The organism is Dactylosporangium sp. NPDC000244 (genome assembly GCF_040300725.1).
Classification (GTDB): domain Bacteria; phylum Actinomycetota; class Actinomycetes; order Mycobacteriales; family Micromonosporaceae; genus Dactylosporangium.
The window spans coordinates 341,959-365,074 of the sequence record NZ_JBEPEH010000002.1; the positions used below are offsets into that span (position 1 = coordinate 341,959).

The following is a 23,116-nucleotide window of genomic DNA, read 5'->3' on the forward strand; positions in this document are numbered from 1 at the left end:
AAGCCCGCCCAGTCGGCGCCGCGCCCGAAGCCCGCCCAGTCGGCGCCGCGCCCGAAGCCCGCCCAGTCGGCGCCGCGCCCGAAGCCCGCCCAGTCGGCGCCGCGCCCGAAGCCCGCCCAGTCGATATGTCGGGCGCTTCGCGCCGCGACATATCGGATTTTTCGTATAGGTCCGAGTCGGCGAGGCTCAGGCCAGTGGGAGTGGCGCGGCGCCGAGGTTGTGCACCGAGGACTTCAAGGGCTTCGTGCTCATCAGGTAGCAGGTGAACGCCTGGTCGCTGCCGAGCCACTCGTTCGCCGTCTTCGGGCCGACGGAGCCCGCGGTCAGGTCCGTCCGGCCGCCGTCGGCGGGGAGGCCGAGATAGCTCAGGCCCACCGAGGTGCAGCCCTTCGCCGTGGCGGACCGGACGGCGGTTTCGTCGAATGGGGCCTCGGGCGGAGTGATGGTGTAGACGCCCGAGTACTCGCCGTCGTGGGGGTCGGAGCACTGGACGTACCGGAGCTGATTGATGCAGGCGATGGCCAGGGGCGAATCCTGTGCCAGTGCGCCCTTGAGCGTGCCGGAGTGCGGCGCGAACTGGTCCCCGGCCGGGCCGGTCACCTCGGCCAGGCCGCACCCGAAGAATCCGTCGGTCGCGGGCTTGATCCACGCGGCCACGATCTGCAGGCGGGCCTCGTGCCAGCCGCCGCCGAGGAAGATCGGGCCCTCCACCAGACAGGCGCGGCGGGCCTGGGCGTAGAGCAGGGCCTGGGTCACCTTCACGTCGTCGCCCTTGGCGTCGTCGAGCCGGTGCAGCAGGTCCTTGCCGACCTGGCCGACGTGGAAGAGCTCGACGGTGTGCGGGCCCGCGCAGTCGACGGGGTCGCCGGCCCAGGGCAGCGCCGCCTTGGCCTCACCGGCGTCGACCTTGTAGCAGGTCCCGGCCTTGGGCGCGCCAGCCGGCGGCGTGCTGGGGATGTCGCGACCCTGCCCGCGCTCGTACATCCAGTAGAGCCCGCCACCGATGAGCGCCACGACCACGGCGATGAGGGCGACCCGCTTCATGAGGAAGCAGTCTGCGTTACTGGCCGGTAACTGTCCACCCCGGCGATACATGCTGATATTTCGGATAAGTCCGGATGCGGAGCGTTCGGACGTATCTGCCGCAATCCCCACGAACAAAGGACGCCCCGGACCGCACAAGGAGAGCGGCCCGGGGCGTCCAAGAAAGCAAGCGTCAGATCGCCCCGCTGCCCATGCCCTTGATGGACTTCGTGACGGTCTTCTTGTCGAAGAGCATCGCGTAGCACCGAGCCGACCGGTTGCCCCGGTTCCAGTTCTCCTCGTCGACCATCCAGAAGCCGATGCCGACCTGCTGGTGGTTGGTCAGCTGCGACGCCGTCATCCCGAGGTACTTGGCGCCGAGCGCCTCACACCCGGGCCGCATCGCCGTCTTGCGCTCGTCCGAGTTCGACGGGAACGGGCGGTCGGTCGACGTGTAGGTGCCGACGTATTCCATGTTGTGCGTCGCCGTGCAAGTCGTCGGCGTGTAGTCCAGCCACGTCTTGCCGTCGGTGTCGTAGACCTCCATGGCACACCCGAGCGCGAGCGGCTTGTCCCCGCTCAGCGCGCCCTTGAGGCTGCCCGAGCGGCTGACCGGCTTGTCGCCGTCGCTGACCACCTCGGCGAGGTCGCAGCGCAGGTAACGCGCGCCGGCCGACCACTGGGTCGAGGAGGGGACGAGCACGAGCAGCTCGAGGCGGCCGTCGTAGTAGCTGCCGCCGAGGAACTTCTCGGCCTCGGTGTTGCACTTGGTCCAGCCGTCCTTGAGCGCCTCGCCCTTCGGCGGGGTCGTGCCGCTCGCGGCCGCGCCGGTGAGGTCGCCGACGTAGAAGGTCTCGCTCGCGTGCGACGAGGAGCACGAGTCCACCGACTTGAAGGAGAACTGGGTGGTCGTCGCGGTGGCGAAGTAGTCGACGGACGTCGAGTAGCAGGCGCCGACCGGCGGCGGCGGGATCTTGGGCGTGGTGAGCATCGCCCAGTCGTCGGTCAGGTCCTTGTCGGTGCCGGCCGGCGTGCCGCAGCCAGCCAGCACGGCCAGGGCCATCACCGGCACCAGCGCCGCGATCAGCTTGCGCGCCATCCTCGTCTGTCCCTCCCCCGGGCCTCGGCAGATGCCACGGCCGTCCGCCTCACCATAGACGGACTTGGCAACGGGCCGATAAAGGCGCTTAAGAGCGGACGAGGTCGCCCCGGACGGGAGAACCGGCCATTCCGGGCACGGCGTCGGCGGGGTCGGAGCCGAGCTCGATCACGCGGTTGTCGGCATCGACGTGGACGATCCGCGGCTGGTAGGAGCGGGCCTCGGCGTCGGCGAGCTGGGCGTAGGAGATCAGGATGACCAGATCGCCCGGATGCACCAGGTGCGCCGCGGCGCCGTTGATGCCGATCACGCCCGAGCCGCGCGGTCCGGCGATGACGTACGTCTCCAGCCGAGCCCCGTTCGTGACGTCCACGATCGCGACCTGCTCGCCGGCGAGCAGGTCCGCCGCGTCCATCAGATCCTCGTCGACTGTCACGGATCCGACATAGTGCAGGTCGGCCTGCGTGACCGTGGCGCGGTGAATCTTGGACTTGAGCATCGTGCGGATCACAGCTCGGCTCCCAGGTTGTCGATCAGTCGGGTGCCGCCGACCCAGGCGGCGGTCAGGGCGCGGGCGGGACCGTGCGTGGGCGCGGGCCCGAGCATCGGGTCGGTGAGCACCAGGTAGTCGGGCTTGACCTCGGGCACCGCGGCGAACTCGGCCAGCCCGGCCTCCACCGAGCCCGCGGCCACCGTGGCGGTCAGCGCCCGGTGCAGGACCAGCGCGGCCTCGCGCTCGGCCGGGGCGAGGTACCGGTTGCGGCTGGACAGCGCCAACCCGTCGGCCTCGCGCACGGTCGGCACCCCGCGGACCTCGATCGGCAGGTCGAAGTCGCGGACCATCGCGCGGATGAGCGTGACCTGCTGGTAGTCCTTCTCGCCGAAGTACGCCAGGTCGGGCCGGGTGAGCTGGAAGAGCTTGTTGACCACGGTGAGCACCCCGTGGAAGAAGCCCGGACGGCTGGCGCCCTCGAGCACATCGCCGAGCGGGCCGGGATCGACGCGGACCGCGGGCTCGCCCAGCGGGTACAACTCCTCGCGCGTCGGGGCGAAGACCATGTCGACACCCTCGGCGCGGGCCAGCTCGAGATCGGCCTCCATGGTCCGCGGGTAGCGGTCGAAGTCCTCGTTGGGGCCGAACTGCAGCGGGTTCACGAAGATCGTGAGCAGCACCGACCTCGCCTCGGCGCGGGCCTGCCGGATGAGCGCCGCGTGCCCCTCGTGCAGCGCGCCCATGGTCATCACGACGGCGACGTCGCCCGGGAGGGCACCGGCACGCAGCGAGGCGCGATCGGAAACGACCTTCATACAATGCGCTCTTTCTGTGCGGTGGCCAGAACGTCGAGCAGGGGCGAGGCGTCCTGCGGGCGCAGGCGGCCCGCGGCGATGACGCGATCGGCGGTCCTTCGGGCCAGCGCGAGATATGGCGGTACCGAACCCGGATCCACGGCGTCGAGAGCCCGCAGGTGCTTGCGAACGGTCCCGGCGTCCCCGCGCGAGACCGGCCCCGTGATCGCGGCGTCGCCGAGCCGGAGCGTGTTGTCCAGGGCGGCGCCCAGCAGCGGGGCCAGCACCCGCTCGGGCTGGTGCACGCCCGCGTCGCGCAGCCGGTCCATCGCCTCTGCGACGAGCGTGGCGAGGTGGTTGGCGCCGTGGGCGAGCGCGGCGTGGTACAGCGGCCGCCGCTCCTCGTCGATCCACTCGACGATGCCGTGCAGGTCGCGGACCAGCCCCTCCGCGAACGTGTGCAGCTCGTCCGGGGCGGTCACGCCGAAGGAAATGCCGGCCGCGAGGCGCTCGAGGTCGGCCGCGGTGCCGGTGAAGGTCATGGCCGGGTGCAGCGCGAGCGGGAACGCGCCGGCCGCCGCGACCGGGGCGAGCACGGCCAGCCCGTGGGCGCCGGAGGTGTGGGCGACGATCTGGCCCGGGCGCAGCGCGCCGGTCTCGGCGAGGCCGGCGACCAGGGCGGCGAGGGCGTCATCGGGGACCGCCAGGATGACGAGGTCCGCGGCGGCGGTCACCTCGTCGGCCGGCAGCAGGCGCGCGTTCGGTATCAGTGCCGCGGCGCGGGCCTTGGAAGCGGCCGAGACGGCCACGGCGGCGACAACGGTGTGGCCGGCTCTCTCCAGGAGAGCGCCGAGCACCGCACCTACTCGCCCGGCACCGATGATGCCGATGTTCCTGCTGGTGGCAGCGTTGTGCATGCGATCGATCCAGTCCTCGGAAGTGGGGTACCGGTCGATCAGAAGTATGCGTCGCAGCGGGCAAAGCGGACAGTTGTTTGTGGGATTCTCAACAGCCCGCCTCGCCCGCCGTGATGCACTAGAGCCGGTGGTGCAGGTACTCCTTGATCAGCGCCTTCGCCTCGCCCAGCACGACGGGGTCGCCGTCGGTGGACTTGCGGAAGGCGAGCTTGATCAGCGCGTCCGCGGCCTCGACCGCGATCGCCAGCACGAACTGCAGCCGCTGCCGGTCGAGGATGCCGAAGCGCTCGACGAGCAGGCCGGACAGCTGCGAGACGATCACGTCGTTGTTGTCCCGCTCGTCGTCGAGCAGGTGGATGTCCACGACGTCGCCGAAGTGCAGCGTGCGGAAGCCCGGCACGGTGCGGTGCATGTCGATGTACTCGTCGATGGCCGCGTCCACCGCGTCCCACCAGTGCGAGATGCTCTCGTCCTCGGACAGCCGGGCGCCGAGGCGCTCCAGGTAGCCCTCGAGGCTGCGCAGCGTCAGCGCCTGGACGATCGCGCGCTTGTCCGGGAAGAACTGGTAGACCGAGCCGATCGCCACCCCCGCCCGCTCCGCCAGCAGCGTCGTGGTGAGGCCGTCGTAGCCCACCTCGTCGACGAGCTCGGCACAGGCGTCGAGCATCCGCCCGACCCGCGCCACGCTGCGCCCCTGCACCGGAACCCGGCGCAGCGGCTTCGTCCCGGCGCCGGCCACTGTCTGCGTCGCCACCCGGTCTTCCCCCTCTACCTCGTCGGGCCTGGCCCATAGCCCAGTTGCCCGCCTTTGAAACCTACTCACGTCAACGACCGGGCACGATCGACGGATAGGGCATTTCACCCTTGTGATTGACGGGGGGCATACATGAAGGGTACTCAGGTTTCGTGACTTCTCCGTGGACCAACTGGGCCGGCAACCAGACCGCGACCCCCGCCCGGGTCGCCCACCCCGGCAGCGCCTCTGAGCTGGGAGAACTCCTCCGCGCGGCGGCCGCCGAGGGGCTGACGGTGAAGGCCGTCGGCAGCGGCCACAGCTTCACCCCGACGGCCCTGACGGATGGTGTTCGGGTGGAGCTGGACCGGATGGCGTCCCTCGTCCGGGTGGACGAAAGCCTGGTCACGGTCCAGGCAGGGATGAAGCTTTCCACGCTGAACGCCACGCTGGCCGCCAACGGGCTGGCGATGCCCAACCTCGGCGACATCGACGCGCAGACCATCTCCGGCGCGCTGTCGACGGGCACGCACGGCACCGGGGCCAAGTACGGCTGCCTGTCCACGTTCATCGAGGCGCTGACCCTGGTCACCGCGGACGGCACGGAGCTGTCCTGCTCGGCGACGCAGAATCCGGACCTGTTCGCCGCGGCGCGGGTCAACATCGGCGCGCTCGGCGTGCTCACCTCGGTGACCCTGCGCTGCGTGCCGACGTTCACGCTGCGGGCCGACGAGCGCCCGGCGAGCCTCGACGACGTCTGGTCGGGCCTGGACGAGCACGTCGGGGGCAACGACCACTTCGAGTTCTACTGGTTCCCCTACACCGACCGCGTGCAGATGAAGCGCAACAACATCGTGCCGGCCGCGGACACCCCGCTGCCGGGCTGGCGCCGGTGGCTGGACGACGACTTCCTGTCCAACACGGTCTTCGGGGCCGCGTGCCGTCTCGGTCGCGCCGTTCCTTCGACGGTACCGACGGTCAGCCGCATCTCCGCCCGGGCGCTCTCCGCGCGCACGTACACCGCGACCTCCCACGAGGTCTTCTGCACCCCGCGCCGGGTCCGGTTCGTCGAGATGGAGTACGGGCTGCCCCGCGAGGCGCTGCGGGAGGCCTTCGACGGGCTCCGGAAGATCGTGGACGGGCTGCCGTACAAGATCCAGTTCCCGGTCGAGGTGCGCTTCACGGCGGCCGACGACATCTGGCTGTCGCACGGCTACGGGCGCGACAACGCGTACATCGCCATCCACCAGTACGCCGGCGCGCCCTACGAGGAGTACTTCCGCCGGTTCGAGGAGGTCACGACGCCGCTGGGCGGGCGCCCGCACTGGGGCAAGATGAACTTCCGCACGGCCGAGTCGCTGGCCCAGGCGTACCCGCGCTTCGCCGACTTCACCGCGATGCGCGACAAGCTGGACCCGAACCGTGTGTTCGCGAACGTCTACACGGAACGGGTCCTCGGCGCCTAGTCTTCCGTCTTCTTGCGCGACGAGGTGGCCTTCTTGGGGGCCGCCTTCTTCGCGGGCGCCGCCTTCTTCGCGGCGGTCGTGGTCTTCTTGGCGGCCGTGGCCTTGGTCGCCTTCTTCTCCGGAGCCGCCTTCTTCGCCGCCGGGCGGGCCTTCTTCGGCGCCGGGCCCTTCGCGCGCTTCTCGGCCAGCATCTCGCTCGCCTCGTCCAGGGTGAGCGTGTCGACCGCCTGGCCGCGGCGCAGGGAGGCGTTGAACTCGCCGTCGGTGACGTACGGGCCGAATCGCCCGTCCTTGATGACCAGCGGCTTCTCGGTCGCCGGGTCCGCGCCCATCTCGCGCAGGGGCGGCTTGGCGGCGGCGCGCCCGCGGGTCTTCGGCGCGGCCAGCAGCTCCAGCGCCTCCTCGACCGTCAGGGTGAACAGCTGCGCCTCGTCGGCCAGCGAGCGGGTGTCGGTGCCGCGCTTGATGTACGGCCCGTAGCGCCCCGGCGAAGCGGTGATCTCGTTGCCCTCGGCGTCGTTGCCGACCACCCGCGGCAGGGTGAGCAGCTGCAGGGCCTGCTCGAGGGTCAGCTCCTCCGGGCTCTGGCTGCCCAGCAGCGAGGAGGTCTTGTCGCCGCTGGCCACGTAGGGCCCGTAGCGGCCGGCCTTGACCACGATCAGCTCGCCGGTGTCGGGGTGCTCGCCCAGCTTGCGCTCGCCGCCCTGGCCGCCGACGAAGAGCTCGGCGACCTTCTCGGGGGTGAGCTCGTCCGGCGCGATGCCGTCGGGCACCGGCGCGCGGTCGCCCTCCTCACCCTCGGGCGGGTTGGGGAGCGTGCGCTGCAGGTAGGGGCCGTAGCGGCCGACCCGGACCACGACGTCACGCCCGGCCTCGTCCCGGAACAGCGGGATGGAGTTGATGCCGCGCGCGTCGATCTCGCCGAGGCGCTCGGTGACCATCCGCTGCAGGCCGCCCTGACGGGGCACGGAGCCCTCGTCGCCGGTGTCGCCGCCGAAGTAGAACGGGTGCAGGAAGTTCACCGCGCTCTCGTCGCCGTTGGCGATCTCGTCGAGCACGTTCTCCATCGAGGCGGTGAAGTCGTAGTCGACCAGCCGCGGGAAGTGCTGCTCGAGCAGCCCGATCACCGCGAAGGCCAGGAACGACGGGATCAGCGCCTGGCCGCGCTTGAACACGTAGCCGCGGTTGTTGATCGTCTCCATGATCGACGCGTAGGTCGACGGGCGCCCGATGCCGAGCTCCTCCATCGCCTTGACCAGCGAGGCCTCGGTGTAGCGGGGCGGCGGCTGGGTGGTGTGGCCGGCCGGGGTGAGCCCCTTCTCGGTCAGCGGCTGGCCCTTGACCAGCACCGGCAGCCGGCGCTCGGCGTCGTCGGCCTCGGCGGTCTCGTCGTCGGAGGACTCGACGTAGGCCCGCAGGAAGCCGGGGTCGGTGATCGTCTTGCCGGTGGCGCCGAAGTCGACGGACTCCTGGGCCGGGGTGACGGCGTTGATGCGCACCGAGGTCGAGTTCCCGACCGCGTCGTTCATCTGCGAGGCGATCGTGCGCTGCCAGATCAGCTCGTACAGCTTCAGCTCGTCGGCGCTGAGCTCCTTGGCCACGTCGCCGGGCGTGCGGAAGCTGTCGCCCGCGGGGCGGATGGCCTCGTGCGCCTCCTGGGCGTTCTTGACCTTGCCGGTGTACCGCCGGGGCTGCGGCGGCACCGCGGCCGCCCCGTAGAGGTCGTGGATCTGCTGGCGCGCGGCCGCGATCGCCGCCTCGGACAGGTTCACCGAGTCGGTACGCATGTAGGTGATGTAGCCGTTCTCGTACAGCCGCTGCGCGATGCGCATGGTCTGCGCCGAGGAGATCCGCAGCTTGCGGGCCGACTCCTGCTGCAGCGTCGAGGTGATGAACGGCGGATACGGCTTGCGGCGGTAGGGCTTCTCCTCGACCCGGGTGACCGTGAACCGCTGGCCCTCGAGCCGGGCGGCCAGCCCGCGGGCGCCGGTCTCGTCGAGGTGGATGACCCCGGCGTTCGGCCGGACCCGGCCGGTCTCCGGGTCGAAGTCGCGCCCGGTCGCCACGCGGTCGCCGTCGATCGCGATCAGCGTCGCGTTGAACGTGCGCGTGTCGTTCTCGGGGAGCAGGCGGGCGATGATGTCCCAGTACTCGGCCGAGCGGAACTTCATCCGCTGCCGCTCCCGCTCGACCACGATCCGGGTCGCCACCGACTGCACACGGCCGGCGGACAGGCCCCGCTGGACCTTCTTCCACAGCACCGTGGACACGTCGTAGCCGTAGAGGCGGTCCAGGATGCGCCGCGCCTCCTGGGCGTCGACCAGCGAGCGGTTGATCTCGCGCGGGTTGGCGACGGCGGCCTGGATGGCGGGGCGCGTGATCTCGTGGAAGACCATCCGCTTGACCGGCACCTTGGGCTTGAGCGTCTCGAGCAGGTGCCAGGCGATGGCCTCGCCCTCGCGGTCCTCATCTGTGGCGAGGTAGACCTCGCTGGCCTGCTTCAGCAGGTCCTTCAGCCGCGAAATCTGCTTCCGGCGGTCGGCGGAGATGATATAGACCGGGGTGAAATCGTTGTCGATGTCGACGCCGAGGTACGCCCAGGGCTTGCTCTTCAGCGCGTCGGGCATGTCCTTCTTGCCCACCGGCAGGTCACGGACATGGCCGAAACTCGCCTCGACGAGGTAATTCGGGCCGAGATAACCCGAAATCGTCTTGGCCTTCGCCGGCGACTCCACGATCACCAGCCGCTTTGTGTTGGCGGAGTTCGGCACAGTTCTCCCCGGTGCGGACGGACAGACGTCAAACGTAACGCTCGCTTTGGCGCCGAGTTGCGCAATGGGACGTCCCGGCTGTCGGCTTACGACACGCCGATCGGCGCCACGGTACACCCATGCACAACCGCGACCTGCCGGATCTTGTCAACGTGTCGCGCTACGTGCCTGGTTTATGCCGTTTTGTCGGGGCCGTTCGCGGGAAATCACATATACGGAGCGGCTCGATCATCCTACGGGGGGTGATCTGCGGCTAGGCGGGCCAGACGCCGGCGGGCGCCTCGGCCGGAACCTCGCCCACCAGCTCCGCGAGGCGGCTGATACGCCTGGGTCCCACGATGCGGTACGCCGGGTCGCCGGAGTCGGCCCCGACGAGCACCGCGGGCAGCCCGACCGCCACGAGCGCGTCGCCGACGGCGATCCAGTTGTCGGCCACCTGCCGGTCGATGACCGTCGGCTCGCGCTCAACATCGGGCGTGATGGGGTCCAGCTCGACCGCGGGCAGGTCGTCGACCCACTCGCCGGCGTCGAAGACCTCCTCGGCATCGGCGAACTCGTCCGGCCCGGGATCGAAGGATGTGATTTTGCTCTCGCTCTTGCGCTTACGGACGTTCGGAACCTCGCTTTTCGGCCTCGGGGGCGCCTGAGGGGGTGGTTCCTCCAGCTCAAGCGGCTCGAAGACGATCTCGTCGATCTCGAGGACCTCCGGCGGCGTCACCGGGCGCGGGGCGAGGCGCAGCAGGTAGGAGCGCGGCCCGTCGTAGGTGCCCGCCGCCGCCACCCACAGCCGCAGCCGGCGCCCGTCCAGCGCCAGCGTGGGCGGGGACACCTTCGCGCCACTGTCGTCCAGCCAGACGGCGGCGAGGGGGGCGAGCAGGGCGGAGTACGACGTCCGCAGTTGCCACCGGTCCTCCTCGCCGGTCGGCTCGCAGGTCACGGTCAGCCCGCGCAGTTCCAGCTCGGCCCGCAGCACCGCGCCGCGCCAGGCGTCGTCGACCACGATCGAGACCCGCCCGGTCCCGCCCATCCGGCCCACCTGCCCGGCCCCGGCCAGCAGCCCCTCGAGGTCGAGCGGCGCCGGCGGGCGCGCCTCGACCCCGAACAGCGACAGCTGCCGGGCGCGGGTGGGGGTCATCGGCACTCGGGCACCTCGTCGAACGCCTTCTGGAGGTCGGACGGGCCGACGTGGGCCGGGTCGATGGCGCTGCGCTCGTATTCGTCCTTGAGCGTCGTGAACGCCTTGCCGACCTCGCCGTAGAAGGTCTTCGCGTTGTCGGTGGGGATCCCGGACACGGTCCGCTTGGCGTTGCCGTAGGCGTCGCGGGCCTTGGCCAGCGACGCGGTGAACCGCTCGGCCACCTGCGCGCCGTCGTCGACCCGGGGCACCCCGGCGCCGTCGACCCCGGCCCGGGCCTTCTCGCTGGACGCCTCGGCCCCCGAGAGCAGGTCCACGATGTTCGTCTTGGTCTGGGCCGGCGTCTTGGCCGCCTGGAGCTGCTGCTGGGCCTTGCTGGTCAGGTCGGCGATCTCGGCCCGCCAGGGGGTCAGCGCGACACACACCTGCTTCGCCCACTGCTTCGGTTCCACGCCGTCCTGGCCGCACCCGGCCAGACACAGGGTCAGGGCGGCGACTAGGACCCGGACGGCTCGCATAGATGCAGCGTAGATCCGATCGTCTGTTCGAGAAACACAACGCCCCGGCCGAGTGTCGGCCGGGGCGTTGTCGTGCGGGTGCCTCGTTACGCGGTGACCTTCTCCGACGTGCTCTCCGTGGAGGAGGCGCCGTTGCCGTCGCCGGCGTCGACCGCCACCGACTTGCGCTTGCTGACCAGCACCGCGGCGGCGATGATCAGCACCGCGACGATCGCGATGGCGTAGCGGGCGAACTGGTTGCCGTTGCCGACGGTCATGGTGACCACGGCGGGGGCGATCAGCAGGGCGACCAGGTTCATCACCTTGATCAGCGGGTTGATGGCCGGGCCGGCGGTGTCCTTGAACGGGTCGCCGACGGTGTCGCCGATGACCGTCGCGGCGTGGGCCGGCGAGCCCTTGCCGCCGTGGACCCCGTCCTCGACCAGCTTCTTCGCGTTGTCCCACGCGCCGCCGGAGTTGGACAGGAAGACCGCCATGAGCGTGCCCGTGCCGATCGCGCCGGCGAGGTAGGCCGCCAGCGGGCCGACGCCGAGGCCGAAGCCGACGGCGATGGGCGCCAGGACCGCGAGCAGACCCGGCGTGATCAGCTCACGCTGGGCGTCGCGGGTGCAGATGTCGACGACCTTGCCGTACTCCGGCCGCTGCGAGCCGTCCATGATGCCCGGGAACTCGCGGAACTGCCGCCGGACCTCGAACACGACCGCACCCGCGGAGCGGGCCACGGCGTTGATGGCGAGGCCGGAGAACAGGAACACGACCGCGGCGCCCACGAGCAGGCCGACCAGGTTGCCCGGGTTGGCCACGTTGAGCAGGATCGCGGTGGCCGCGTCGTCGGCCTTCTCCCCGGCGCTGAGGAGGGCGTTCTTCATCGTGTCGGTGTACGAGCCGAAGAGGGCGGTCGCGGCCAGCACGGCGGTGGCGATCGCGATGCCCTTGGTGATCGCCTTGGTGGTGTTGCCCACCGCGTCGAGCTCGGTCAGGGTGCGGGCCCCGGCCTCGTCGATGTCGCCGGACATCTCGGCGATGCCCTGCGCGTTGTCGCTGATCGGGCCGAAGGTGTCCATGGCGACGATGACACCGACGGTGGTGAGCAGGCCGGTGCCGGCCATGGCGACGGCGAACAGCGAGAGGGTGATCGAGCCGCCACCGAGCAGGAAGGCGCCGAAGACGCCCGCGCCGATGACGATGGCCGAGTAGACGGCCGACTCGAAGCCGACGCTGACGCCCGCGAGCACGACCGTGGCGGGGCCGGTCAGCGCGCTCTTGCCGATGTCCTTGACCGGGCGGCGCTCGGTCTCGGTGAAGTACCCGGTCAGGGCCTGGATGATCGCGGCCAGCGCGATGCCGATGACGACGGCGATGATGGCCGTGACGTGCGGGCCGAACGGCGGCGCGTCGTCACCCGAGGCGTTCTTGAGGGCGTCGAGCGCCGTGGTGCTGCCGGTCAGGCCGCTCCACTTGGCGGGCAGGTAGAACAGCGCGGCCGCGCTGACCAGGATCGCCGAGACGACGGCGGAGATGTAGAACGCCCGGTTGATCGCGACGAGCCCGTTGCGGTCGGACTTGCGCAGGCGGGTGAGCGCAACACCGAGGATCGCGATGATCACGCCGACGGTCGAGACGATCAGCGGGAACACCAGGCCCTGCTCGCCGTAGGCGGCACGGCCCAGGATCAGCGCCGCGACCAGCGTGACGGCGTAGGACTCGAAGAGGTCCGCCGCCATACCGGCGCAGTCACCCACATTGTCACCCACGTTGTCGGCGATGGTCGCCGCGTTGCGCGGGTCGTCCTCGGGGATGCCCTGCTCGACCTTGCCGACCAGGTCGGCGCCGACGTCCGCGGCCTTGGTGAAGATGCCGCCGCCGACCCGCATGAACATCGCGAGCAGCGCCGCGCCGAAGCCGAAGCCCTCGAGCACGATCGGCGCGCGGTCCTTGAAGATCAGCACCACGAGGGCGGCGCCGAAGAGGCCCAGGCCCACGGTGAGGAAGCCGACCACACCACCGGTGCGGAACGCGATCTGCATCGCCTTCTCGCGGCCGCCGTCCTCTCGGGCCGCCGCCGCGACGCGCAGGTTGGCGCGGGTGGCCAGCGCCATGCCGGCGCCGCCGATGAAGGCCGAGAAGACCGCGCCGACGACGAAGAACGCCGACCGGCCGATCTTGATCATCGTCTCGTTGTCACCAGCATCGTTGACCGGGAGCAGGAACAGCAGCACCACCGCGATGACGACGAAGATGCCGAGGGTCCGGAACTGACGCACGAGGTACGCGCTGGCGCCCTCCTGCACCGCCCCGGCGATCTCCTGCATCTTCGGGGTGCCTCGACCTGTCGACAGGACCGCCTTGACCAGCGCGGCGGCGAAGCCGAGCGCCACGAGGGCGATGACCAGCGCGACGACGATGTAGGTCAGATTGCTCCCGGATAGGGAAATCTCGCCGGCTGCGACGAGTTGTACGGACATTCGTTGTCCTCCTGTACCGACACATGACAGCGCCGCGAGCGGTCAGGCCGGCGGCGATTCTCCCCGCGGGGAGCGTGCTGAGCGCCCGAGGTACCCAATGACCAGGGACGTCATACACGATCGCCGTACTCTAGCCGGATCACGTGTCAGTGGTCACACCGACTTGCGTGTTTGCATAATCGCTCTTTGTCGATTTTCTCACGCCGACGCGCGTTTCACCCTGTGCTGGCCAGTGAGCGGCCACTCCGCTTCGCTCACGTACTGACCACGCGTCAGTCGCTGGACCGCTCCAGCGGCCAGGACATACGGACCTCGGTGCCGACACCCTCGGATAATTCGGACACGTTCAGGTCGTCCACGAGGCCGGCCAGCAGGGCCAGGCCCATCCGGGCCGCGACCGCCTCCTCCGCCAGCAGGTCCGGCGGTGTCGTCAGCGGCAGGGCGGGATCGGAGAGCAGCACGACGGCCTCGTCCTGCGGCGTGCGGTGCACCATCGCGCCGTTGGCCGCCCGGTCCACGACCCGCACGGTGAAGCGGTCGCCGTCGGCCATCGCCACGTCGACCAGGGCGTCGAGGCCGTGGGAGCGGTGCAGCGCGACGGCCCGGGAGCACGCCTCGCCGATCGCCAGGCGAACCTCTTCGAGCAGCTCCTCGGCCACGCCGGCACGGCGCGCGACGGCCACCCCGACGAGCCGGGCGGTCCGGACGTGCGCCGGCGCGGGAGAGAAGGAGAGTCGTACCGTCGGCATGGACCTACGCCGGGGAGTCGGTGCCCGCGCCGCTGGCGGCGATCGCGGCATCGACGGTGTCGTACAGCTGGAAGACGCGGTCCAGGGCGGTGATGCGGAAGATCTTCAGCAGCCGCTCGTGCGCGCAGACCAGCCCGAACGACCCGTTGACCGCGCGAAGCCGCTTGAGCGCGCCGACGAGCACGCCGAGCCCGGTCGAGTCGAGGAACTCCACCCGGCTCAGGTCGACCACCACGTGCCGGGCGCCCTGCTCCACGAGCTCGACGAGCTTCTCGCGCAGGCGAGGGGCGGTGTAGACGTCCACCTCACCGCCGACTTCGAGCACCTTGTGGTCGCCGGAGTCGTACGCCGACAACGACAGCTCCATGCGGACCTCCTCCTCTGGCGGCCAGAATGTGCGAGCCCTCCAGGGGCATCTAACCATCGACGCCCCCGTCAGGCGACGCTCCACCCCCATTCCCACATTCGCCCGGCGTGTACCGTGATTCACCTTTCGAACAGGTGTTTTAGAGTGCTGACGTGCTGCTCCACACCGAAACGCTCCCGCGCCGCGCCGGCACCGTCGTCCCGTGGCCGGACTGGGTGCCGCCGGATCTGCGTGCGGCCTTCGGCTTCGAGCCCTGGCGGCACCAGGCGGAGGCGGCCACCGCGGCCTGGGAGGGCACCCACACGGTGGTCGCGACCGGCACCGGGTCCGGCAAGTCGCTTGCCTACCAGCTGCCCGCGCTCGCCCGGCTGCTCACCGATCCGCGGGCCACGGTGCTGTACGTCGCCCCGACCAAGGCCCTCGCCGCCGACCAGCTCCGCTCGCTGACGGAGCTCGGCGTTCCCGGCCTCTACCCGGCCACGTACGACGGCGACACCTCCCGCGAGGAGCGCGACTGGGTCCGCCAGCACGCGCGGGTGGTCCTCACCAACCCCGACATGCTCCATCACGGCATCCTGCCCGGCCACGGGGCCTGGTCGCGGTTCCTGCGCGGGCTCGCCTACGTGGTGGTCGACGAGTGCCACGCGTACCGCGGAGTCTTCGGCTCCCACGTCGCGCACGTCCTGCGCCGCCTGCGCCGGGTGGCGGCCCGCTACCGCAGCGCTCCGGTGTTCGTCCTGGCCTCGGCGACCTCGGGCGACCCCGCCGCGTCGGCGCTGCGCCTGACCGGGGTCCGCTGCGAGCCCTTCGTCGACGACGCCTCCCCGCGCGGCGAGATCACCTTCCGCCTCTGGGAGCCGCCACTGCTGACCGACGACGGCCCCCGCCGCTCGTCACTCAGCGAGACGGCCTCGCTGCTGGCCGACTCCGTCGCCCGGGGCACCCCCACCCTGGCGTTCGTCCGCTCCCGCAAGGGCGCCGAGCTCGTCGCCACCATGGCCCGGCACAACCTCGACCTGGCCGTCCCCGGCCTGGGCGCGCGCGTCGCCGCCTACCGCTCCGGCTACCTCCGCGAGGACCGCCGCGCCCTCGAACGCGACCTCCTGGACGGGCGCCTCCTGGGCCTGGCCTCCACGAACGCCCTGGAGCTCGGCGTCGACCTGACCGGCCTCGACGCGGTGCTCATGTGCGGCTACCCCGGCACGATGGCGTCGCTGTGGCAGCAGGCCGGTCGCGCCGGAAGAGCGGGAAGAGCCGCCAGTTGTACTCTCATCGCCCGCGACGATCCCCTGGACACCTACCTCGTCCATCACCCCGAGGCCCTCTTCGGCCGCCCGGTCGAGGCGACGGTCTTCGACCCCGCCAACCCGCACGTCCTGGCCCCGCAGCTCTGCTGCGCCGCCGCCGACATCCCCCTGACCGAGGCCGACGTCGAGCTCTTCGGCCCGACCACCCGCGACCTCCTGGACGCCCTGGTCGCCGCCGGCATGCTCCGCAAGCGCCCCGCCGGCTGGTACTGGACCGAGCGCGACCGCCCCGACGTCGACCTCCGCGGCGCGGGCGGCGGCCCGATCGCCGTAGTCGAGTCGTCGACGGGTCGCCTGCTGGGCACCGTGGACACCGGCTCGGCCCACCAGCAGGTGCACGACGGCGCCGTGTACCTCCACCGCGGCGCCACCTACGTTGTCGACAAGCTCGACCTCGCCGACAACTGCGCCCTCGTCCACGCGGAGGACCCGGACTGGAGCACTCACCCGCGCGATGTGACCTCGATGGTGATCCTCTCCGTGCGCTCGACCCGAACCGCGGGGCCCATCACCCTGTCGCTGGGCGAGGTCGAGGTGACCAACCAGGTGGTGAGCTACCAGCGCCGCAAGCTCATGTCGGGCGAGGTGATCGACAGCGTCCAGCTCGACCTGCCGGAGCGAATCCTGCGTACCGTCGCCGTCTGGTGGACCATCGACCCCGACGCCCTGGACGAGGCCGGAATCCCCGACGTGGAGTGGCCGGGCGCCCTGCACGCCGCGGAGCACGCGGCGATCGGCCTGCTGCCGCTGATCGCGACGTGCGATCGTTGGGACATCGGCGGCCTGTCGACCGCGGCCCACGCGGACACCGGCCTGCCCACGATCTTCGTGTACGACGGCCATCCTGGCGGCGCCGGCTTCTCCGAACGAGCCTTCGAGACGGCCGCGACCTGGCTGCGAGCAACGCACGACGCAATCCGAGCGTGCCGCTGCGAGAACGGCTGCCCGTCGTGCGTGCAGTCCCCGAAGTGCGGCAACGGCAACAACCCCTTGAACAAGCCCGAGTCCGCGCGCCTCCTGTCCCTGGTCCTGCAACACATCTGACGCCACGCAGCCTCCTCTTCCCGGCCTGCAACACACGCGCGCCTTCTCACCCCGACGGCGTGCTCGGCGAGCGGGTCCGCGCCGCCGTGGTGCCCCGCGACGGCTTGGTCCCGTAACGCATCTGACGGCACGCAGCGGCTACGGGCCTCCTCACCCCCGACGAGGCGCTCGGCGAGCGGGTCCACGCCGCCCATGGCGCTCCGCGACGGTCTGGTCCTGCAACGCACCTGACGGGGGCGCAGCGCCGGGCGAGGACCGCGAGCAGCGCGCCTGGTCGCGGCGGGCGACGAACCGGCCGAGGCCATGATCGCGTGTCGAGGGGGCCCGGATTCGCCAGTCCGGGCCCCCTCACACCAGGTCAACGTTCGCTCAAACGCACTCCCCTCTCCCGACTCTCCCGGCCCCTCACGCCGGGCCCCTCATGCGTGCCGCTCCGCCCGCGCCCCGACGGGACCACCCACGGGCCCTGGTCTTCCCCGCCCTGCTCTACGGCTTCCTCGCCCAGCTCTGTGGCTTCCGCGCCCTGCGCCGGCCCGGCCCGAGCTCTGGCCTTGGCCACGATCCCGCTCCGAGTGCGCACCTCCACCGTCACCGTGACGATCGGCCCACCGACCTCGCACTCCGCAAGCCGCCCTCCGTTCTCCACCGCGAACCGCTCGGCCGCCGCACAGGCCGCCCCCTTTCCACGGGCCGCCATCAGCGCCCCGGCCAGCGCCGCGAAGTCGGCCGCGTTCTGCGCCCGATGCCGAGCCACGACGACTTCACCCGCGGCCAAGATCCCGATGGCCAGCGCCACCAATGCCAGCCCGACCCCGAGGCAGATCAGCGACGCCGACCCGCGCTCCCGCCCTCCTCTCCCCAGCCCTGCGCCCAGTCCCCGCTTCACGGCCCGGCGGCGGCCTGCGGCTCGACCATCGCCACCGCCGTCTGCTCGACGAAGAACCCCGCGAAGATCGGGCTGGTCACCTTCCGCCGCACGGTCACCCGCACCACGTCGCCGTCGTGCACGACGGCGACCACCTCGGTCCCCGAGCCCAGCTGCGGCACCTGCTCCCCCCGAGCCGCGGCCCGGGCCGCCGTCCCGGCACTGTCGATCACCGAGATCTTGTTGGTCAGCACCGTGAGCGAGATGACCCCGGTCATCAGGAGCAGCAGCAGGACGGGGATCGTCATCGCCACCTCGAGCGCGGCCGACCCGCGCTCGCGATGCCCTCGATGACTGGCCGCCACCGCCCGTCTTCGCCGATGCCGCGCACTCTTGCCCGACGCCGATGCCGACGCCGGCTTCGGCTTCGGCTCCGGGACGGTCTCGACCGGAAGCGTGACCGGCGTGACTGGCGCGAAGAACCCGCGCCACGGCGGAACGGCCGCCCTCCCCCGGGCAGTCACGCCGGGTCCTTCATGATCAGCTCGGTGAGGTGGACCCGCATCGCATCCGAGTGAGCGATGCCGAGCAGCACCCCGACGATGATGATCCCGACGATGACCAACGCCGCGTACTCGATGGAAATCGCCCCGTCGTCCCGCCGAACCAGGGCCAGAAAACGGTCTTTTGCCACGTGCATGTCTCTCCTTCAGGAATTGGGACTTCTCGTTGTGTCGGTTCAGCGCAGCGAGGCGGCGCGCCACACGGAGCGCGGACTTTCACCGCCTCGCGTGCAGCCCTCGCCGCGCGGCGGGAGCAGCCCTCGCCGCGGCGGGCGCGGCACGCTCACAGCGCGGTGAAGACACGGCGAGGCAGCGCGCCACACGGAGCGCGGACTCCCACCACCGCGGAAGCAGCCCTTACCGCGCGGTGGGAGCAGCCCTCGCCGCGCGGTGGGAGCAGCCCTCGCCGCGCGATGGGAACGGCACACCTCACAGCGCGGTGAAGACGCCACGGACGAACGCGGCGAGGAGCGGCACGATCCCGACAAGGACGAACGCGGGCACGAAGCACATCGCCACCGGCAGGATCGCGAGCACCCCCACGCGCCGAACCGAGGCGCCGGCGGCCGCCGCCCGGGCCACCCGCAGGTCGGAAGCCTGCCGGTCGAGCGTCCGCGTGAGCGCGAGCCCATGCTCCGCACTACGAGTCGCGGCCCGAGCGAATCGCTCCCCGCCCGGCAGATCGGCCAGCTGCCCCCAGGCCTTCTCGGGCGACGCCCCGAGCCGCAGCGCCCTCCCGGCCCGGACGAGCCGCTCGCCGACCGGCCCGCCAAGCGCTTCCCCGACTGCGAGCGCGGCGCGATCGGGCGGCGCACCGGCCCGCAGCGCGGCCGCGAGCAGATCCGCCGCGAAGGGCAGATCGGACCGGGCGGTCGCCCGCTCCCGCCGCACATGAGCCGGCTCCGCGCGGCCGAGCATCACGAAGCACCCGCCGGCCACGACCAGCCCGACGACGACCCCGTTGCCTCCGCCGACGGCCAGCGCCGTCGCCGCCCCGGCCGCCAACGCGGCCGGCCAGCGCTTCCAGGCCTTCACGACCGCACCTCCACCCGGCCACCGACCAGGACGCCGATCCCGAGGCCGCCGCGAGCCACGTGCGGTCCCACGAGCCAGCAGCCGAACGACACGGACACCCGCGGGCCGAGCGGGAGCCGCCAGCAGATCCAGGCCTCCATCAGCGGACCTCCGCCGTCGCCGCGCTGACCATCCGGCTCGTCCACAGCAGGCCCAGCCACTGCATCCCGACCGCGGTCACCGCGCACGCGGCGCCGAGATGTGTGTGCAGGAGCTGCCGGGCCGGGTCGACGCCGACCGACGCGCCCACCCATAGGCCGAGCAGCGGCAACGGGAGCAGCACCGCGGTCGAGGTCTGGGCCCCGGCCAGCTGTGCGGCCATGTCGGCGCGCAGGGCCTGCCCGGACCGCAGGTCGGCCTCGACGCGTTCGAGCAGTTCGACGAGCGGGACGCCGAGGCTCTCGCTGAGCCGGTACGCCGCGCCGAGCCGAGCCCGGGCCGCTTCCACCGCGGGCCCGTCCGAGCGCACCGGACCACCGCTCGCGGTGGAGCCCGCGATCGGGACGCCCTTCGAGGGAGCCGGGTCCGCGAGCAGAGCGTTCAGGTTCGAGCCGTCGGACAGCGCTCCCGCCCGCAGGCCCTCGGCCGTTGCGTCCACGGCGTCGAGCAGGCCCGTCACGAGCCGCTCGCCGTCTCGCCGGAGCAGGTGGCGGCGGACGGCGAGGAGGGCCATCAGGGAGTACACCCCGATGAGCAACGCCGCGACCGGCCCCTCGATCACGAGTGCCCCGCCCGCGCCCAGCAGCGGCACCGCCGAACACACGCGCGCCGGCCGCCGCAGCAGCAGTTGCTCCAGCCGGGGCCGCGTGTTGGGACGGCGCCGCGCCTCCCGGCTCACGCGCGCCAGGCGAGCGGCCGGGCTCCGGGCGCACAGCCAGAAGGCGACCCATCCCGTCACCAGCAGTGCCCCGGCCACCAGAGCCAGGTCGATGGCGGTCACGACCAGCCGCCCTCGGGCGTGTACTTCCAGCGCCCCTCCGCCTCGGGCGCCTCCACGCCCCGAGCCGCCAGCATCTCGGCGAGATCGGTAGCGCCCGGCCCCGGCCCGCTCCCGCGCCGCCAAGCGGTGATCACGACCGCGGTGTGACGGTCCGGGTGCCGCGCGAGCACACAGATCTCGGTGAGCTCGCGACGGCCCGTGGCGGTGCGGTGCAGGTGCACGACGATCCGCAGCGCGGAGACGACCATCGCGTGCAGGGCCGCCCGCGGCACACCCCCGAGGAGCCCCAGCGCCTCCAGCCGGGCCGGCACGTCGGCGGGTGAGTTGGCGTGCAGCGTGGCCGCCCCGCCCTCGTGCCCGGTGTTCAGGGCGCCGAGCAGGTCGATGATCTCCGCGCCGCGGCACTCGCCCACGATGAGCCGGTCGGGGCGCATCCGCAGGGCCTGGCGCACCAGGTCGCGCAGGGTCACCTGGCCGGCGCCCTCGACGTTGGCGACCCGGGCCTGCAGCGCGACCACGTGCGGGTGGGCCGGGCGCAGCTCCGCGGCGTCCTCGACGATCACGAGGCGCTCGCCGAACGGGACGATCGACAGCAGCGAGGCGAGCACCGTGGTCTTGCCGGTGCCCGTGCCGCCGGTCACGAGATACGGCAGCCGGGCCGCCACCACCGCCCGCAGCAGCCCGGCCGCGCCCGGGTCGAGCGTGCCGCAGCGCACGAGCTCGTCGAGGGTGAACGCGCGCCGGCGGAAGGTGCGCAGCGACAGGTACGGTCCGCGCAGCGCCACCGGCGGCAAAACCGCGTGCATGCGGGTGCCGTCGGGCAGGCGCACGTCCACGAACGGGCTCGCGTCGTCCAGGCGCCGGCCGGCGTTGGAGGCGAGGCGCTGGGCGAGCTTGCGCACGTAGGCCTCGTCGCCCATCGACCCGGCCACGCGCCGCAGGCTGCCCTCGCCGCGGTCGACCCAGATCTCGCCGCCGTTGACGAGCACGTCCGTCACGCTCGGGTCGGCCAGTAGCGTCGCGAGCGGGCCGGTGCCGGCCATCTCGTCGGCGAGCCGTCCGGCGATGGCGGGCAGGGCCGGGGGTGTCGCGAGGCGCGGGGTCGTGCCGGTTTTCGCGAGGCGTGGGGTCGTGCCGGTCTTCACGCTGCCGCTCCCGCCTCGGGACTGACCGGGCCGAGGCCGACGCCGCCAAGGATGTGGCGGCAGAGCGCGACGAGCGAGCCGCGGCGGTCGTGCGCCGGGCCGCCGCCGCGCTCGAGGCGGGCGGGCAGCTCGCGCTCGGAGTGCAGGGCGCCCGCGACGGGCAGCCGCAGCACGTCGCCGATCTGGCGGGGCCGCACCTGGCCCGGGTCCCGTACGACGATCTGGACGGCATCGGTGTGCGGGGCAAGGGTCGCGGCGACGCGCGCGGCCGCCATGCAGGCGCGCATCTCGGCCGGGACGACGAGCAGCACCAGGTCGGCGGCCCGCAGTGCCAGGGTCGCGGCGTCGTCGAGGCGCCGGGGCAGGTCGGCCACCACGAGGTCGCGGCCGCGGCCGCCGGCGTCGAGCGCGGTGGCCATGGCCGCGGGCGGGAGCCCGCCGGCGGTGTCCGGGTCGCGGCCGCAGGACAGCAGCGCCACGCCCTCGCGGCTGGGCAGGGCGGCGAGGAGGTCGGCGGGGTCGGCGGCGTCCTCGATCGCGGGCCAGCGCAGGCCCTTGAGCTTCTCCCAGCCGAGCGCGAGGTCGGCGCCGCCACCGAGCGGGTCGGCGTCCACGAGCAGGGTGCTCAGTCCGGCGCGACCCGCGGTGAGCGCGAGCCCGGCGGCAAGCACCGTCGCGCCGGCACCGCCCCGGCCGCCGATGCACGCCAGCACCCGCCCGCGGACGGCGGTGGCGACGCGGCGGAGTTCGCGCACGAGGTACGGCTCCCCGTCGGGAATCCGCACGATCCGCTCGGCACCGAGGTGCTCGGCGAGGCCCGCGACCCGTTCCATCCCAGGGCTTCGGGTCAGCAGCATCACCCCCGCGCGCTCGGGCAGCCCGGCGCGCACGAGTGCGGGCGCGGCCTCGTCGCCGATGAGCACGAGCGGTGCGGAGCGATATCGGCGCCGGGCGACATCGGGGCCGGGCGCCACGTCGAGCTCGAGCGCGTGCCGGTTGGCGAGGTCGACGAGCTGGTCGAGCAGCGCGGGGTCGTCGGAGACGAGCAGTGGTCGGTGCACGGAGGGCTCCACGGTCGTGAGCGGTTCGGCTGGCTGCGCCCACCCTGGACTGCTCGGACCGCCGCCCGCTCGACGTCGGGGCCGGATCTGTGGATAACCGACCGCTTGTGGACAACGTCCCCGGACGCTGTCGATCTGCTATGAGAAAGCTGACAAATTCGGACAGGACGGGCGCGGGATCCTACGGGTACCGAATCGAAAACATGAAACCGTGAACGCTCAACAAAGCACCCGGCGTCAATACGGGCTAACCGCCGCGAATGTCCGCAGCCGCCGCCCAAAAGGCCATGTGGCCGAAATCCGGCAACTCACACGAAGCGCGAAAGCGCCTGAGAAGGGGACGACCCCCGCCGGGGGGTGACGGGGGTCGCCGGGGGTTCGGCTCCGGGGGGGTCGAGCCGAACCCGCTCAGCGGTTACGGGGGGTGCAACCGCCGAGGGTCAATAACGGGGCTCCGCCATGATGACGTGAAACCTCGTCGCAAACATAAGCATGCCTGAGTCGACCGCCATACGTCGAGTAGGACCGGCCCGCAACACGCCCAGGACACCAATCAATATTTCACTGTGGGGTAACTCAGGCGTGAT

Annotated in this window: 22 protein-coding genes; 2 read left to right on the forward strand and 20 right to left on the reverse strand. The window is 71.9% G+C overall.

From position 1 onward, the window contains the following. Positions 1–186: 186 nt before the first annotated feature. The 6 genes from ABT369_RS04005 to ABT369_RS04030 all read right to left on the reverse strand — a co-directional run bounded on the left by ABT369_RS04005 (position 187) and on the right by ABT369_RS04030 (position 4,993). A complete protein-coding gene (locus ABT369_RS04005) occupies positions 187–1,044 on the reverse strand; it encodes a septum formation family protein (protein WP_350610184.1) in 858 nt (285 codons plus the stop codon). 172 nt (positions 1,045–1,216) lie between these two features. After that, positions 1,217–2,122 carry a septum formation family protein gene (locus ABT369_RS04010; protein ID WP_350610185.1) on the reverse strand — a complete coding sequence of 302 codons (906 nt, stop codon included), beginning with the start codon at positions 2,120–2,122 and terminating at the stop codon, positions 1,217–1,219. A gap of 88 nt (positions 2,123–2,210) precedes the next feature. Continuing rightward, entirely contained in the window at positions 2,211–2,633 is a 423-nt protein-coding gene (gene panD / locus ABT369_RS04015) for an aspartate 1-decarboxylase (RefSeq protein ID WP_350610186.1), read from the reverse strand. Further along, complete coding sequence (gene panC / locus ABT369_RS04020) at positions 2,630–3,430, reverse strand: pantoate--beta-alanine ligase (protein WP_350610187.1); 801 nt, start codon at positions 3,428–3,430, stop codon at positions 2,630–2,632. The genes panD and panC overlap by 4 nt, the downstream gene beginning before the upstream one ends. Next, positions 3,427–4,374, reverse strand: coding sequence for a Rossmann-like and DUF2520 domain-containing protein (locus ABT369_RS04025; RefSeq protein ID WP_350610327.1), 948 nt, complete (start codon positions 4,372–4,374; stop codon positions 3,427–3,429). Before ABT369_RS04025 ends, panC begins: the two co-directional genes overlap by 4 nt. Before the next feature lie 70 nt (positions 4,375–4,444). Next, positions 4,445–4,993, reverse strand: coding sequence for a TetR/AcrR family transcriptional regulator (locus tag ABT369_RS04030; RefSeq protein WP_350610328.1), 549 nt, complete (start codon positions 4,991–4,993; stop codon positions 4,445–4,447). A 239-nt stretch (positions 4,994–5,232) separates the two neighbouring features. On the opposite strand from ABT369_RS04030, the gene ABT369_RS04035 reads away from it, so the two are divergent. Further along, positions 5,233–6,525, forward strand: coding sequence for a D-arabinono-1,4-lactone oxidase (locus tag ABT369_RS04035; RefSeq protein WP_350610188.1), 1,293 nt, complete (start codon positions 5,233–5,235; stop codon positions 6,523–6,525). On the opposite strand, the gene topA is transcribed toward ABT369_RS04035, so the two are convergent. From topA to ABT369_RS04065, 6 genes are all read right to left on the reverse strand, one after another. Continuing rightward, positions 6,522–9,296 (reverse strand): type I DNA topoisomerase, encoded by a 2,775-nt coding sequence (gene topA / locus ABT369_RS04040; protein ID WP_350610189.1) that lies wholly within the window; start codon positions 9,294–9,296, stop codon positions 6,522–6,524. The genes ABT369_RS04035 and topA overlap by 4 nt on opposite strands. Positions 9,297–9,549: 253 nt before the next feature. Further along, on the reverse strand, positions 9,550–10,431 hold the full coding sequence (locus ABT369_RS04045; RefSeq protein WP_350610190.1) for a hypothetical protein: 882 nt from the start codon (positions 10,429–10,431) through the stop codon (positions 9,550–9,552). Then, entirely contained in the window at positions 10,428–10,949 is a 522-nt protein-coding gene (locus ABT369_RS04050; protein WP_350610191.1) for a hypothetical protein, read from the reverse strand. Before ABT369_RS04050 ends, ABT369_RS04045 begins: the two co-directional genes overlap by 4 nt. Before the next feature lie 86 nt (positions 10,950–11,035). Beyond that, positions 11,036–13,414, reverse strand: coding sequence for a sodium-translocating pyrophosphatase (locus ABT369_RS04055; protein ID WP_350610192.1), 2,379 nt, complete (start codon positions 13,412–13,414; stop codon positions 11,036–11,038). A 272-nt stretch (positions 13,415–13,686) separates the two neighbouring features. Beyond that, positions 13,687–14,163 carry an ATP-binding protein gene (locus ABT369_RS04060; RefSeq protein WP_350610193.1) on the reverse strand — a complete coding sequence of 159 codons (477 nt, stop codon included), beginning with the start codon at positions 14,161–14,163 and terminating at the stop codon, positions 13,687–13,689. 4 nt (positions 14,164–14,167) lie between these two features. Next, positions 14,168–14,530, reverse strand: coding sequence for an STAS domain-containing protein (locus tag ABT369_RS04065; protein ID WP_350610194.1), 363 nt, complete (start codon positions 14,528–14,530; stop codon positions 14,168–14,170). Between the two features lie 152 nt (positions 14,531–14,682). On the opposite strand from ABT369_RS04065, the gene ABT369_RS04070 reads away from it, so the two are divergent. Further along, on the forward strand, positions 14,683–16,881 hold the full coding sequence (locus ABT369_RS04070; RefSeq protein WP_350610195.1) for a DEAD/DEAH box helicase: 2,199 nt from the start codon (positions 14,683–14,685) through the stop codon (positions 16,879–16,881). Positions 16,882–17,239: 358 nt separating this feature from the next. Here ABT369_RS04070 and ABT369_RS04075 read toward each other — a convergent pair whose 3' ends face one another. The 8 genes from ABT369_RS04075 to ssd all read right to left on the reverse strand — a co-directional run bounded on the left by ABT369_RS04075 (position 17,240) and on the right by ssd (position 22,529). After that, positions 17,240–17,767: an Rv3654c family TadE-like protein gene (locus tag ABT369_RS04075; RefSeq protein ID WP_350610196.1), complete on the reverse strand. Its 528-nt coding sequence runs from the start codon at positions 17,765–17,767 to the stop codon at positions 17,240–17,242. Then, positions 17,764–18,054: a TadE family type IV pilus minor pilin gene (locus ABT369_RS04080; protein ID WP_350610197.1), complete on the reverse strand. Its 291-nt coding sequence runs from the start codon at positions 18,052–18,054 to the stop codon at positions 17,764–17,766. Before ABT369_RS04080 ends, ABT369_RS04075 begins: the two co-directional genes overlap by 4 nt. Before the next feature lie 212 nt (positions 18,055–18,266). Next, on the reverse strand, positions 18,267–18,446 hold the full coding sequence (locus ABT369_RS04085; protein WP_350610198.1) for a DUF4244 domain-containing protein: 180 nt from the start codon (positions 18,444–18,446) through the stop codon (positions 18,267–18,269). A 292-nt stretch (positions 18,447–18,738) separates the two neighbouring features. Continuing rightward, a complete protein-coding gene (locus ABT369_RS04090) occupies positions 18,739–19,344 on the reverse strand; it encodes a type II secretion system F family protein (protein WP_350610199.1) in 606 nt (201 codons plus the stop codon). Further along, the gene (locus ABT369_RS04095) at positions 19,341–19,484 is read right to left on the reverse strand and encodes a hypothetical protein (RefSeq protein WP_350610200.1); all 144 of its coding nucleotides are present in this window, start codon (positions 19,482–19,484) and stop codon (positions 19,341–19,343) included. The genes ABT369_RS04090 and ABT369_RS04095 overlap by 4 nt, the downstream gene beginning before the upstream one ends. After that, positions 19,484–20,323 (reverse strand): type II secretion system F family protein, encoded by an 840-nt coding sequence (locus tag ABT369_RS04100; protein ID WP_350610201.1) that lies wholly within the window; start codon positions 20,321–20,323, stop codon positions 19,484–19,486. The genes ABT369_RS04095 and ABT369_RS04100 overlap by 1 nt, the downstream gene beginning before the upstream one ends. Then, positions 20,320–21,468: a TadA family conjugal transfer-associated ATPase gene (locus ABT369_RS04105; protein ID WP_350610202.1), complete on the reverse strand. Its 1,149-nt coding sequence runs from the start codon at positions 21,466–21,468 to the stop codon at positions 20,320–20,322. Before ABT369_RS04105 ends, ABT369_RS04100 begins: the two co-directional genes overlap by 4 nt. Then, on the reverse strand, positions 21,465–22,529 hold the full coding sequence (ssd, locus tag ABT369_RS04110; protein ID WP_350610203.1) for a septum site-determining protein Ssd: 1,065 nt from the start codon (positions 22,527–22,529) through the stop codon (positions 21,465–21,467). The genes ABT369_RS04105 and ssd overlap by 4 nt, the downstream gene beginning before the upstream one ends. Positions 22,530–23,116 lie beyond the last annotated feature (587 nt).

Coding starts and splice junctions, on each gene's coding strand:
- ABT369_RS04085 (WP_350610198.1), bottom strand. CDS start 18,446: ATGCACGTGGCAAAAGACCGTTTTCTGGCCCTGGTTCGGCGGGACGAC.
- ABT369_RS04010 (WP_350610185.1), bottom strand. CDS start 2,122: ATGGCGCGCAAGCTGATCGCGGCGCTGGTGCCGGTGATGGCCCTGGCC.
- ABT369_RS04055 (WP_350610192.1), bottom strand. CDS start 13,414: ATGTCCGTACAACTCGTCGCAGCCGGCGAGATTTCCCTATCCGGGAGC.
- ABT369_RS04095 (WP_350610200.1), bottom strand. CDS start 19,484: ATGGAGGCCTGGATCTGCTGGCGGCTCCCGCTCGGCCCGCGGGTGTCC.
- ABT369_RS04050 (WP_350610191.1), bottom strand. CDS start 10,949: ATGCGAGCCGTCCGGGTCCTAGTCGCCGCCCTGACCCTGTGTCTGGCC.
- ABT369_RS04080 (WP_350610197.1), bottom strand. CDS start 18,054: ATGACGATCCCCGTCCTGCTGCTGCTCCTGATGACCGGGGTCATCTCG.
- ABT369_RS04030 (WP_350610328.1), bottom strand. CDS start 4,993: ATGCTCGACGCCTGTGCCGAGCTCGTCGACGAGGTGGGCTACGACGGC.
- ABT369_RS04065 (WP_350610194.1), bottom strand. CDS start 14,530: ATGGAGCTGTCGTTGTCGGCGTACGACTCCGGCGACCACAAGGTGCTC.
- panC (WP_350610187.1), bottom strand. CDS start 3,430: ATGAAGGTCGTTTCCGATCGCGCCTCGCTGCGTGCCGGTGCCCTCCCG.
- ABT369_RS04005 (WP_350610184.1), bottom strand. CDS start 1,044: ATGAAGCGGGTCGCCCTCATCGCCGTGGTCGTGGCGCTCATCGGTGGC.
- ABT369_RS04045 (WP_350610190.1), bottom strand. CDS start 10,431: ATGACCCCCACCCGCGCCCGGCAGCTGTCGCTGTTCGGGGTCGAGGCG.
- ABT369_RS04060 (WP_350610193.1), bottom strand. CDS start 14,163: ATGCCGACGGTACGACTCTCCTTCTCTCCCGCGCCGGCGCACGTCCGG.